General features: G+C 37.0%; 10 protein-coding genes. 5 read left to right on the top strand and 5 right to left on the bottom strand.

Translation table 11 applies throughout. From position 1 onward, the window contains the following. Positions 1-48: 48 nt before the first annotated feature. The 3 genes from DDF69_RS19950 to DDF69_RS19945 all read right to left on the bottom strand — a co-directional run bounded on the left by DDF69_RS19950 (position 49) and on the right by DDF69_RS19945 (position 1,948). A complete protein-coding gene (locus DDF69_RS19950) occupies positions 49-918 on the bottom strand; it encodes an IS3 family transposase (protein WP_228411904.1) in 870 nt (289 codons plus the stop codon). Continuing rightward, positions 915-1,349, bottom strand: coding sequence for a hypothetical protein (locus tag DDF69_RS22345; RefSeq protein ID WP_228411903.1), 435 nt, complete (start codon positions 1,347-1,349; stop codon positions 915-917). Before DDF69_RS22345 ends, DDF69_RS19950 begins: the two co-directional genes overlap by 4 nt. A gap of 107 nt (positions 1,350-1,456) precedes the next feature. Continuing rightward, complete coding sequence (locus tag DDF69_RS19945) at positions 1,457-1,948, bottom strand: SRPBCC domain-containing protein (protein WP_114822314.1); 492 nt, start codon at positions 1,946-1,948, stop codon at positions 1,457-1,459. 201 nt (positions 1,949-2,149) lie between these two features. Here DDF69_RS19945 and DDF69_RS19940 point away from each other — a divergent pair, with 201 nt between their 5' ends. The 5 genes from DDF69_RS19940 to DDF69_RS19920 all read left to right on the top strand — a co-directional run bounded on the left by DDF69_RS19940 (position 2,150) and on the right by DDF69_RS19920 (position 8,421). Beyond that, a complete protein-coding gene (locus DDF69_RS19940) occupies positions 2,150-3,694 on the top strand; it encodes a sensor histidine kinase (protein ID WP_114822313.1) in 1,545 nt (514 codons plus the stop codon). A 161-nt stretch (positions 3,695-3,855) separates the two neighbouring features. After that, positions 3,856-4,542 (top strand): response regulator transcription factor, encoded by a 687-nt coding sequence (locus tag DDF69_RS19935; RefSeq protein ID WP_002982671.1) that lies wholly within the window; start codon positions 3,856-3,858, stop codon positions 4,540-4,542. 71 nt (positions 4,543-4,613) lie between these two features. Beyond that, complete coding sequence (locus DDF69_RS19930; protein ID WP_114822312.1) at positions 4,614-5,264, top strand: hypothetical protein; 651 nt, start codon at positions 4,614-4,616, stop codon at positions 5,262-5,264. 19 nt (positions 5,265-5,283) lie between these two features. Then, the gene (locus tag DDF69_RS19925; RefSeq protein WP_185144376.1) at positions 5,284-5,646 is read left to right on the top strand and encodes a hypothetical protein; all 363 of its coding nucleotides are present in this window, start codon (positions 5,284-5,286) and stop codon (positions 5,644-5,646) included. 69 nt (positions 5,647-5,715) lie between these two features. Then, complete coding sequence (locus DDF69_RS19920; protein ID WP_114822311.1) at positions 5,716-8,421, top strand: TonB-dependent receptor domain-containing protein; 2,706 nt, start codon at positions 5,716-5,718, stop codon at positions 8,419-8,421. Positions 8,422-8,680: 259 nt separating this feature from the next. Here DDF69_RS19920 and DDF69_RS19915 read toward each other — a convergent pair whose 3' ends face one another. Then, positions 8,681-9,178, bottom strand: coding sequence for a phosphoheptose isomerase (locus DDF69_RS19915; RefSeq protein WP_034691610.1), 498 nt, complete (start codon positions 9,176-9,178; stop codon positions 8,681-8,683). A 24-nt stretch (positions 9,179-9,202) separates the two neighbouring features. Continuing rightward, positions 9,203-11,485, bottom strand: a complete 2,283-nt coding sequence (locus DDF69_RS19910; protein ID WP_114822310.1) for a GH92 family glycosyl hydrolase — start codon at positions 11,483-11,485, stop codon at positions 9,203-9,205. Positions 11,486-11,502 lie beyond the last annotated feature (17 nt).

Genomic DNA, 11,502 nt, shown 5'->3' with positions numbered 1-11,502 from the left:
TGACTAGTCCTGAAAATCTGATACAGATTATAGTACAAAAATAAATAATTAAACCAGAGTAATTTTACTATTGCTTTGGTTTTTGTTTTTATAGGTTTTCATTTTAATTTGTGACTGTTTATGCATTTGGTTTGGAGTTAGATAATGATTTGAAAAATGTGGGCGTAAATTATTGTAGATTTCGATAGATTCATTTACTATCTTTTTCCTTAAATTGTTGTTTATATCATGTTTATCAATATCAAACTCATGCTTTAAAATACCATTTATTCTCTCTGCTACTGCATTTTGATAAGGATCAGAGTTTTGTGTCATACTACATTTTAATTGATGTTTCTGTAAAAGTCTTTGATACTCATTCGAGCAGTATTGTAAACCACGATCGGAATGATGGATTAAAGATTCTCTCATACCTTTATACTTCTTTAGAGCTCTTTTTAAAGCTATAATACTACTCTGTGTATTTAAATTGTCTGCAACAAAGTGTCCCATTATTTTCTTAGAATACGCATCAGTTATTAAACTTAAATAGCTTGGATTTTTTCGGTTCCCTATATAAGTAATATCTGCAACCCATACCTGGTTGGGCTTTGTTATCTGATAGTCAAGGAGCAGGTTCTTATGCTTTCTAAAACGATGATGAGAGTTGGTTGTAATGTGATAGCTTTTGCGAGGTTCAATCAATAAATGATTAGCTTTTAAGATGGCAAAGAATTTATCTCTCCCTACCTTAATGGAGCTTAAGGATCTCTGTAAAATAAAATATAATTTCCTGCCTCCTAACCGGGGCATCTTAACACGAAGATTCTCTACCAGCTTTACTACCTCTGAAGCTTTATCTTTACAAACTTTCGTACGCTTGATACTTCTATAATAGATTTGTCTATTTAACCCTAACAATCCACAAGTAAAAATCAAAGTTTCTTTTTCTTTACTGCGGAAGTAATCGATTGTTCGGGTGGTGAGTTTTTTCGAATATCAATGTGATATTCTTTCTCAGCCAGATCAATCATCATATCAAAAAATATGGACTTCTTATCTGCAATATAAGCCTGCTTTTCTAAAAAAGCCTTTTGCTTTTCAAGAAGCCTTACCTGGGCTTCTAATTCCATAATACGTTGTTCAGGTGTTTTTTCCATGGCATAAGGTCTTTGGTTTTCCCAATCAAAGTTACCATATTTTCTCAGCCAATTTAAAATAGTACCATGAGATTGAATACCATATTTCTTACGACAACTAGTAATAGTGGATGCTCCACATTCAACTTCTTTCACGATTTGAAGTTTTAAACTTAAACTGTAATCCTTCTGTGTGCGTTTAATGTACGTGGATCTTAATGTTTCTTCCATAACGATTCTTTTTTGTGTATCGCTATTTCAGGACGAGACACTGTTGATAAATAAAAAGAGGGTTTTCCAATGGAAAATCCTCTTTTTTATAATTTTTATATTCACATTTATCCAATCAATTCTTCCAGTTGATTCAGTCCCATTTTAAATCCTTCTTCAAATCCCATATCCATAAGCTTTTTCATAATTTCAGGAGAATGGTAATGGATATTGATGGTTACTTTAGTACCTTCTTCCACTCCGGTAAAGCCGATCAGCCATTTTGACCTTGGAAAATCTTCATTGACATTCCCTTTTTCATCGGAAAAGGCACTCATCCAGTCCAGGCTTCTGTGTTCTGTAATTTCTCCGTATTGAGTCTGAGAATACATAGGTCCTTTTTCTCCGTTTGGTCCTACCATGGTATACATCCAGATGCCTCCTTCTTTGAAATCCTGACTTACCGTTTCACATCTCCATGGTTTTGGTCCCCACCATTGATCCAATAGTTCGGCTTCTGTAAAATACTTCCACACTGTTGAAACATCAGCTTTATAAATCTTCATGACATAAGCGCTGGACGCATCAAAATCTTTGTTGAAAATGATATTAGATTCCATAAATATTTATTTTTAATAAAGTTAGCACTTTATTTATTGAAAGGGAGTTTTCATATGACAACTAAAAGAAAATTCATAAATAATTGTTAAAAAACACTCTTTTAAGAAAAAAAAAACAATTTTTTGGCTCGTTTTTTGTTTAGGTACTCTTAAAACAATTAATTTTAACATTCATTTTTCCAAAACCTATATAATTAAATAATGAATAACAAATTCATCCCAATAATTTCAGTGTTTATGACAATCTCACTGATTGTCTTCGTAACGCTCCAATTTTATTGGTTGAAAGGCTATTACGGCGTACTGGAACAGGATTTTTCAAATAAAGTGTATGCGGTTTTGGAAAGTACTTCAAAAAGTATTGAAGAGATAGAAGCGGACAAATACCTGAACCAGGATTATAAAGATTTCAGAAAAAATATTCTGGCAAACAGCAAACAACCGTCTTTAACTACAATCCAGCAAGTGGAAGACTCTGGCACGCAAAGACAGATTATTTACGCCAAAAATATTATTGAAAAAACGCAGCTTCCCATTTCTCAAAAAGGAGATTCTATTAAGCTGACAACATTATATACGGACGAAGCTGCCTATAAAATAAAAAGGGATACCACCAATCGCGAACTTCTTACCACAGACATCAATCAGGAGATTGAAACGGGAGATTACTCCATGAAAGAGTTTGTGAAAGTATATGGAAATAACCTTCCTATTACTAAAAGAGTGGATCCGAAAACATTGGACTCTGTTATTGCCAAAGAACTTAAAATACGAGGCATTACGGCCAAGTTCGGCTATGGAGTCCTGGATCGTAATAATAAACTTACCAGTATTGCCAATAAAGCTTACAAAGAAAAGAAAGACAGCAATACTTACAGCTTTCCTCTTTTTGCCGATAAGAAGAATACGTTATACAGCCTTGCCCTGGTATTTCCTAAAAAAGAATATTCTCTGGCGATGAACAACTGGCCGATGTTGTTAGGAACATTCCTTTCTCTCCTTACCATTCTTGGGATTTACATTATTTCCATCAATTATATGATGAGGCAGAAAAAGCTTGCTGAAGTGAAAACAGACTTCATCAACAACATGTCCCACGAGTTTAAAACACCACTGGCAACCATTTCTGTAGCCACAGACTCTTTGGCCAATGATAAAATTGCCACCAATCCGGATAAGGTAAAATACTATTCCGAACTGATCAAGCAGGAGAACTTAAGGATGAAAAAGCAGGTGGAAAATGTACTAAACATGTCCAAGCTTGAAAGAAATGAAGTAGAATTATTTTTGAAAGAGACTAACGTAAGGGAGCTCATCAAAAAGACAACAGAATCTTTCAATCTGATTGTACAGCAAAGAAACGGAACGCTTACGCAGAAGTTCACTGCCACTCAGTATAATTTTAAAATAGATGAATTCCACATCTCCAATATGTTGGTCAATTTACTGGACAATGCCAATAAATATTCTCCGGAAGCACCGGAAATACATGTGGAAACAAGAAATGAAGGACAATGGTATGTGATTGAAATTTCCGATAAAGGAATGGGAATGGATACCCAGAATAAAACCAAAATTTTCGAAAAATTCTTCAGGGAAGAAACCGGAAATATTCACAACGTAAAAGGACAGGGATTAGGTCTTTCTTACGTGAAGAAAATTGTAGAACTGCACAAAGGACAGATTATCGTAGACTCTCATAAAGGAAAAGGAAGTACGTTTACGATAAAACTGCCAATGAGCTAGAAAATAAATGATAGATGATAATCGATGAATGAAAAAACTTCTCCTTCACATCAATTATCAATGATCATTCATCAATTATAAAAAGTGTAACCAAATATCAAAATATAGAAGATAGAGTGAGGAAGTTCATTCTTAATTGTTAATTTTTAATTATTAAAATTATGAGCAACAGAATATTATTAGTAGAGGACGATCAGAGTTTCGGGGCAGTGCTTAAAGATTATTTGACCATCAATAATTTTGAAGTGACTCTTGCCACTGACGGGGAGCAGGGACTTAAAGAATTTACAGAAAATGAATTCGATATCTGCATATTTGACGTAATGATGCCTAAAAAAGATGGATTTTCATTAGCGGAAGACGTAAAAAAGATTGATAAAAATACACCTATCATTTTCCTTACTGCAAGAAACATGAGAGAAGATATCCTGAAGGGATATCAGCTGGGTGCAGATGATTATATTACAAAGCCATTTGATACTGAGCTACTTTTATACAAAATAAAAGCAATTCTTCAGAGAAGTTCTACTTTGGAAAATGAAGAACAGGAGCAGTTTAAAATCAGCAATATTTTCTTCGACTCTATGTTGAGACAGCTGAAAGTTGGTGATAAAGAATATAAACTTTCTCCTAAAGAAAATGAATTATTAAAACTTCTTTGCATCCACAGAAACGATTTCATGCCGAGAGATCTTGCTTTAAGAAAGATCTGGAAAAAGGAAAATTATTTTACAGCAAGAAGTATGGACGTTTATATTGCTAAGCTTCGTAAGTTATTAAAAGACGACGAAGGATTGGAAATTATCAACGTTCATGGAGAAGGATTTAGACTTTTGGTAAAAAATTAATCTAAAAATCAAATTATAAGTATAAAATTAGCAAAACAATTGAAATGTTTTGCTAATTTTGTTTCATACCCATGGATATGAAGAATACATTTATAGGTTTGATCACCATATCACTCTTAGCTACATCTTGTAAAAAAGATGAAAGAGCTACTTACTTAAAAGAAGAAGCCAACGCTGGCCAGCCCAACGTAGCTCTCAATACCACCTCAAAAACGGCTCTGATGGAACAGGCAGGCATCCAGTCCAACGCTACTCCTGCTCCTATGGCTACCGCTCCGGGAATGAATCCTCCACACGGGCAACCGGGACACCGATGCGATATTCCGGTAGGACAACCTTTAAATGGTCAACCTGCTGCAGCTACTCCCGCTACACAAAATGTAAACGTGAGCGGAGGCAATACCATCCAGATTGATCCGAATGCCGTATCACCAGGAAAAATCACCCTTGATAATAACGGGAAACAGGTAAAAACCGCTCCGGGAATGAACCCTCCGCACGGACAGCCCGGACATCGTTGTGATATTGCCGTAGGTCAGCCCTTAAACAGTAAACCCGCTCCTGCACCACAGCCAGCACAAAATGTAGTTCAGCCTTCCCAAAGTCCGGCTCCTGCACCTGCTGCACAGAATCTGGCGATGGGCGAAAAACCCAAACTGAATCCGGCACACGGGGAACCTTGGCACAGCTGCTCTCTAAAAGTTGGTGATCCTTTGCCATAAATTTTGTATTTTTGCAGAAATGAAGCTGTTTCACATACTTGCCATAGTGTTTTGCCTGGGAGTCTTTCTGATTCCTAAGGACGATTTCTATGCGCAGGGAATGCAGGAAACATGCTGTAAAGCAGAGTCTTCCAAAAAAATGGACTGCTGTAAAAATCATTCTTCAAAAAAGGACAGCAACCATGATAAAACAAAATCATGTAAAGATGACTGCTGCTCATCATGTGTTGCCTGTTATACTTTTATTGAAACCCCTTTCTCAAAAAATCTACGTTTGGAACTGTCTTATTACAAAGCGAATAAGAATCCTCAGTTCCAATATTCAGATCCTTATCTTTCTGACCGTTTAAAAGAAATCTGGCAGCCGCCCAAGATAGGTTAATTAAAATATCCAGGGTTCATTATGTTCTATAGTGAACTGTTTTTTAATTAATTTAAACTTTTAAACAAAATGAAATTATATATTTCCAGGTTGATACTTGGTGCATTATTCCTATTTACACAATATATATCTGCTCAGACACTTTCAAAAAATCAGTTCAAGGTAAAGGGGAACTGTGAAATGTGCAAAACAAGAATTGAAAGTGCTGCAAAAAAAGCGGGTGCAAAAACGGCAGTTTACTCCATTGATCTTCAAACGTTAACCTTTGAAACAGACAAAGCATCCGCTGATGATATTCTGAAGAAGGTAGCTGAAGCAGGTCATGATAATGAGAAATTCAAAGCGCCTGATACAACCTATGAAGGACTTCCGGGATGTTGTCATTACGACAGAGATCTCCAGCCTTCACAGTCAGAAACCAACCATGAGCACCATGCAGAGGCTACTATTTCCGCTAAAAAAGAGAATGAATTCTATGTAAGAGGAAACTGTGCTTCTTGCAAAGCCAGAATTGAAAAAGCATCCAAAGATGCCGGAGCCAATACTGCGGAATGGAATGCAGAGAAACAAACGGTTACTTTAAATTTTGATCCTTCAAAAACCTCATCGGATAAGATTTTAAAAGCAATTGCTGATGCAGGACATGATAATGAAAAATACAAAGCTTCTGATGCAGTTTACAACGGACTTCCGGGATGTTGCTTATATGACAGAGACTTTACTTTTGGTGAACCCAATCCAAAAGTGCATTACGAGGAAGCAACAAAGCATGAAGATCATAAAGACAATGAGACTTCACCAGCTAAAGAGGATCATTCTCAACATGAAAAAAACATTGACGGAGTTGTTGTAACAGGTTCTAAGGCAGCCACAGCTTTAAGCAAGAAAGAAGCCGGACTTGTTTTTAATATTGATAAAAAAGAGCTTTTAAAGGCTGCTTGCTGTAATCTTTCTGAGAGCTTCGAAACCAATGCAACGGTAGATGTTTCTTTCAGTAATGCGGTTACCGGAACAAAACAGTTGAAAATGCTTGGTCTGGATCAAAAATATACCAGCTTAACGAAGGAACAACTACCTGAAATCAGAGGATTGGCTTCTGCCTATGGATTAAATTTTATCCCGGGAAGATGGATTGAAAGCATCCAGCTTACCAAAGGAGGAAGTACCGTAACGAACGGTTATGAGAGTATCACAGGACAGATCAATACTGAGCTTTTAAAGAATGCCAAGACACCTGAAACGTCGCTGAACCTTTTTTCTGACTTCAACGGCAGAGCAGAAATCAATATTACCAATGTTTCTCCGATCAACGATAAATGGTCACAAACTTTCCTTCTGCATGGAAACGGAACGTTTGGAAATACGGATATGAACCATGACGGTTTTCTGGACAGACCAAAAGGAACACAGATCAATGCAGCATATTTACTGAATTATAATGATCTTGAAAAGTCGGGATTCGGGTCTCACTTTGGAATTAATTTTATCAGAGATGAAAGAACGGCAGGACAGATTGGTTTTGATAAAAAACTGGGTCAGGATAAGCAACCTTTTTATGGGGTAGGAATCGACATTTCAAGATTTCAGGTCTGGAATAAAACAGGGTATGTTTTTAAAGGAAAACCTTACCAGAGTATCGGATGGATGAACCAGTATGTGTATCACCAACAGGACAGCTTTTTCGGATTGAGAAATTATGCGGGACAACAGCATACTTATTATTCCAATTTAATTTTTGAAAGCATCATCGGAAATACCAACCACAAGTATAAGGCTGGAGCAAGTTTCTTGTATGACGGTTATAAAGAAACGTATTTGCTGGATGATATGAGAAGAAATGAAATTGTACCCGGAATTTTTGCTGAATATACTTTAACAGGTTTAAAATATACTTTAGTAGCAGGTTCAAGAGTAGATTTTCACAATCTTGCAGGAACTCAGTTTACACCAAGACTTAATTTCAAGTATGATTTCACCCCTCAGACTATTTTAAGACTTTCTGCGGGAAGAGGATTCAGAACAGCGAATGTATTTGCGGAAAGCCAGCAGTATTTTGCTTCCAACAGAGCAATTAATATTTTGCCTAACGGAGGAAATATTTATGGATTAAGACCTGAAATCGCATGGAATTATGGCGCGAGTTTACAACAGGAATTCAAATTATTTGGAAGAAAATCAAGCATTGTTGCTGACTTCTTCAGAACAGATTTCCAGGATCAGGTATTGGTAGATCTGGATCAATCTCCTCAACAGCTGACCTTCTATAATCTGGATGGAAAGTCTTTTGCGAATTCATTCCAGACTCAATGGGATTTCATGCCTGTCAAAAATCTTGAAGTAAGACTGGCTTATAAATATTATGATGTGCAGGCTGATTATATCGGCGGAAGAAGAGAAGTTCCTTTTATGGCGAAGCACAGAGGTTTTGTGAATCTGGCCTATTCGACCAATAAAAATGATAATGGCGGATTCTGGAGTTTTGATACGACTTTAAACTGGGTTGGAAAACAAAGACTTCCTGATACTTCAACGAATCCGGCAGAGTTTCAACTGCCAACGTATTCGGAATCGTATGTAGTTCTTAATGCTCAAATCTCAAGAAATTTCAATAAAAAAATCAGAGCTTATGTAGGAGGAGAAAACCTAACTTCTTACTATCAGAAAAATGCGATTGTAGATTTTAAAAATCCTTTCGGAAGCTATTTTGACGGAGGAATGGTATACGCTCCGATTATGAAAGCGAACTTCTATGTAGGACTGGATGTGACGTTTTAAAAGCTGGAGGCTGGAAGAATAATGCTGAGTGTACCTACAATCAAGTAAAGTTTTATCTTATTGAGGATAATAGCTGAATACATAAAAACCTTATAGGTTTCAGAAACCTATAAGGTTTGATTTTTACCACAATCAAGTAAAATTCGCCACTCACAGCGGGGAAAATATAAAAGTTTTGAAAACCACCAGTAACTCCCCTCTTCCAGCCTCAAGCTTCCTTACCAATAAAAATTCCGCTTCAATGAAGCGGAATTTTTATTTATCTTCCAAAGTCGTCCTGTACTCTTACGATATCATCTTCATCTGACGGATTGGATGCATCGGTATGCTGCCAGATTTCAGCTACAATTCCCCAGCCTGCAAGACCAATTAATCTGTGTCTTTCGCCCTGCTGAAGTTTCACCTGATCTTTCGGGCCGTATTCTCCCAACTCTCCTTCTTCATCGGTATTGCTTCTTTTGATTCCTACCGTTCCTTCTACAACCTGCCAGATTTCAGCTCTTCTGTGGTGGTATTGCCAGCTTAATCTTGCTTCCGGAGCTACGATAAGAATTTTCGGGCTCAGCTTTCCTCCTATTCTCAGGTTGTCTACATCAATCCCATCGAAATATTGGTTAGCAAAATCCTGTGCCTGTGTTTCATCAATCACAAAGAAACCTCCCCACGGCCTTGTATCATCTTTTGCTGCGATGTTAAAACCTTGTCCTTGCAACATGCTCTCTACTCTATCGAATATTTCTTTTTTTTCTGTACTCATACAGCTATATTTTTAATTTAAAATTTATTTATTTGATTCTTCTTTTGACATTGAATATGGAAAGTCTTTTTCCTGTGAACCCCTTTCCTTGTTGGGCTTGCTATCCATTTTAAAGTCTAAAACGGCTCCCTTCATCAGTTCTTTATGGCTCAGCCAGTTTTTGGAATAAGACTGTTGGTTTACATTCAATGATTTTACATATAGATTTTCTACGTTGTTTTCCGGAGCTTTTATTTCAATTTTCTTACCATTCTCCAAATGGATGGTAGCTTCTTTAAATAATGGTGCCCCCAACACATATTGATCCGTTGCTGGCGTCACCGGATAAAAACCTAGAGCTGAGAAAATATACCACGCAGAAGTCTGCCCGTTATCTTCATCACCGCAATATCCATCCGGAGTTGCATGATACAATTTATTCATCACCTGTCTCGCCCAATATTGAGTTTTGTAAGGAGCTCCTGCATAGTTGTACAGATAAATCATGTGCTGGATAGGCTGGTTTCCGTGGGCGTACTGTCCCATGTTCATAATCTGCATTTCTCTGATTTCGTGGATCACGCCTCCGTAATAACTGTCATCAAAAACCGGAGGCAATGAGAATACTTCATCTAATTTGGCTTCAAATTTCTTTTTTCCGCCCATCAATTCTGCCAGACCGTCAATATCCTGGAAAACCGACCATGTATAATGCCAGCTGTTTCCTTCCGTGAAAGCATCTCCCCATTTGAAAGGATTGAAAGGTTTCTGGAAGTTACCATCTTTATTTTTACCACGCATTAAGCCTGTTTCCTTATCAAATACATTTTTGTAATTATAGGCTCTTTTCTTATAGATATCAATTTCTGAAGCAGGTTTTCCTAATGCTTTTCCTAACTGATAGATTGAAAAATCATCGTAAGCGTATTCTAATGTTCTTGCTGCATTTTCATTGATCTTTACATCGTAAGGAACATAGCCTAATTCATTATAATACTTTACTCCCGCGCGGCCCACAGCTTCTATAGGACCTTCATTGTTTGCTCCGTGCTTTACAGCCTGCCACAGCGCTTCTGTATCATATCCGCGAAGTCCTTTGATGTAAGCATCTGCCACTACGGATGCAGAATTATTTCCAATCATAATATCAGAATATCCCGGACTGCTCCACTCTGGTAAGAAACCTCCTTCTTTGTAAGCATTGGCCAGTCCTTCCTGCATTTCCACATTAATGCTTGGATACACAAGATTCAGGAAAGGATATAGAGCTCGGAAAGTATCCCAGAAACCTGTTCCTGCAAACATTCTTCCGTCAACAATTTTTCCATTGTAAGGACTCCAGTGTTTTATTTTGTTCTGGGCATCTATTTCATATAACTTTTGTGGGAAGAATAAAGTTCTGTATAGAGAAGAATAAAAGGTTCTCATCTGTTGATCAGTCCCTCCTTTTACTTCTATTTTTCCTAAAGTTTTGTTCCAGATATTTTTAGCATCGGTTTTTACCTGTTCAAAATTTCTGTTTCCGATTTCTCTTTTCAGATTCAGTTCTGCCTGTTCAAAGCTGATGAATGAAGAAGCTACTTTTGCGTAAACCGTTTCTTTATTTTTAAGCTTAAATCCTACTACAGCTCCGGTGTGATCACTGGTAATTTCTAACTGATCATTTACCAGTTTATCGTCTTTCCAGGTTTTTGTCAGTTCAAAATCTTTATCAAACTGAATGACAAAGTAGTTTTTAAAATTCTCATATTTCCCAGTAGAATATCTCGTTGTATATCCCAGGATTTTTCTTTCTTTTGGTAAAATCTTGATATAAGAACCTTTGTTTAATGCATCAACAACGACATAAGCGCTGTCTGTCTTTGGAAAATCAAATTTAAAATAAGAAGCTCTTTCTGTAGGAGTGAACTCTGTAGTAACATTGATATCCGCCAGATAAACACTATAAAAGTAAGGCGTGGTCACCTCAGCTTTATGGCTGAACCAGCTTGCTCTTTCGTCTTCTTTAAATTTCACTTTTCCAACTCCCGGCATGATGGCAAAAGCGCCATAATCGTTCATCCATGGAGAAGGTTGGTGGGTTTGTTTAAATCCTTTTATTTTATCTGCATCGTAGGTATATGCCCATCCATCGCCCATTTTACCAGTTTGTGGTGTCCATATATTCATTCCCCAAGGAAGTCCGACTGCCGGATAGGTATTTCCATTGGATAATGAAGGTTTGGATTGGGTTCCCATCAAAGGATTAACATAGTCTACGGCAGATACGTTCTGACCTAACGCCCAGGCCTGTAATAACAGTAAGCAAGTAGAAAATATAAACTTCATTGTATCTTTTCGTTTGT

The sequence above is a fragment of the Chryseobacterium sp. KLBC 52 genome (genome assembly GCF_003347605.1).
Taxonomy (GTDB): domain Bacteria; phylum Bacteroidota; class Bacteroidia; order Flavobacteriales; family Weeksellaceae; genus Chryseobacterium.
The sequence above is the reverse complement of the archived record's forward strand: the minus strand, read 5'-3'. Positions and strand labels throughout refer to the sequence as shown.

What these genes read in the sequence shown, in the direction of transcription:
- DDF69_RS19910 (WP_114822310.1), bottom strand. Translation starts at nt 11,485, where the DNA reads ATGAAGTTTATATTTTCTACTTGCTTACTGTTATTACAGGCCTGGGCG.
- DDF69_RS19925 (WP_185144376.1), top strand. Translation starts at nt 5,284, where the DNA reads ATGAAGCTGTTTCACATACTTGCCATAGTGTTTTGCCTGGGAGTCTTT.
- DDF69_RS19940 (WP_114822313.1), top strand. Translation starts at nt 2,150, where the DNA reads ATGAATAACAAATTCATCCCAATAATTTCAGTGTTTATGACAATCTCA.
- DDF69_RS22345 (WP_228411903.1), bottom strand. Translation starts at nt 1,349, where the DNA reads ATGGAAGAAACATTAAGATCCACGTACATTAAACGCACACAGAAGGAT.
- DDF69_RS19930 (WP_114822312.1), top strand. Translation starts at nt 4,614, where the DNA reads ATGGATATGAAGAATACATTTATAGGTTTGATCACCATATCACTCTTA.
- DDF69_RS19945 (WP_114822314.1), bottom strand. Translation starts at nt 1,948, where the DNA reads ATGGAATCTAATATCATTTTCAACAAAGATTTTGATGCGTCCAGCGCT.
- DDF69_RS19935 (WP_002982671.1), top strand. Translation starts at nt 3,856, where the DNA reads ATGAGCAACAGAATATTATTAGTAGAGGACGATCAGAGTTTCGGGGCA.
- DDF69_RS19915 (WP_034691610.1), bottom strand. Translation starts at nt 9,178, where the DNA reads ATGAGTACAGAAAAAAAAGAAATATTCGATAGAGTAGAGAGCATGTTG.
- DDF69_RS19920 (WP_114822311.1), top strand. Translation starts at nt 5,716, where the DNA reads ATGAAATTATATATTTCCAGGTTGATACTTGGTGCATTATTCCTATTT.